Source organism: Bartonella sp. AA83SXKL, assembly GCF_042196965.1.
In the GTDB taxonomy this organism is placed as follows: Bacteria; Pseudomonadota; Alphaproteobacteria; order Rhizobiales; family Rhizobiaceae; genus Bartonella.
Genome location: NZ_JBHIRG010000160.1, coordinates 1 through 758 on the forward strand (window position 1 = coordinate 1; position 758 = coordinate 758).

Annotated in this window: 1 protein-coding gene; it reads right to left on the minus strand. The window is 41.0% G+C overall.

All coding sequences use genetic code 11. The annotated features are described in order from the left end of the window. Positions 1-758 (minus strand): phospho-N-acetylmuramoyl-pentapeptide-transferase (mraY, locus tag ACFINO_RS10315; protein ID WP_375655731.1); only part of this gene is annotated, 758 nt, incomplete at both ends.

Consider the following 758-nt stretch of genomic DNA (forward strand, 5'->3'; position numbering starts at 1 on the left):
GGATAACAACCGAGAATCCTTCAAGAGCAAAAAGCCCTCCAATAAGAGCCAAAACAATTTCATGCTTGGTTGCTACAGCAACACTACCCAATAGCCCTCCAAGCGCCAACGAACCAGTATCCCCCATAAAAATAGCCGCCGGCGGTGCATTAAACCATAAAAAACCAAGCCCTGCACCAACAACAGCTCCTAATAAAACAGCCAATTCACCCGTCCCCGATACATAATGGATTTGGAGATAATCAGCAAAATTGATATTACCAGAAAGGTAAGCAATTAGAGCAAAAGACAAAGCAGCAACCATCACAGGAACAATAGCCAACCCATCAAGACCATCAGTCAAATTAACCGCATTCCCAGTAGCGACAATAACAAAAGCAGAGAAAGGAATAAAAAACCAGCTCAAATTGATAAAGTAATCTTTCACAAAGGGCAAAGCTAACCCAGGCGAGCCAACTTGTAAAAAAACAAAAGCAGCAATTGCCGCAACCAAAAACTCCAAGCTTAATCGTGCTTTACCAGAAAATCCTTTCTCCGTTTGTTTGGTAACCTTAAGATAATCATCGTAAAAACCAATCATCCCAAAAGAAAGCATAACAAATAAGGATACCCAAAAATAAATATTCGATAAATTACACCACAAAAACGCTGAGACTACAATGCCGCTTAAAATCATCAAACCACCCATAGTAGGTGTTCCAGCCTTTTTAAAATGTGTTTGAGGACCATCAGCGCGAATCGGCTGCCCTTTTCCCTGT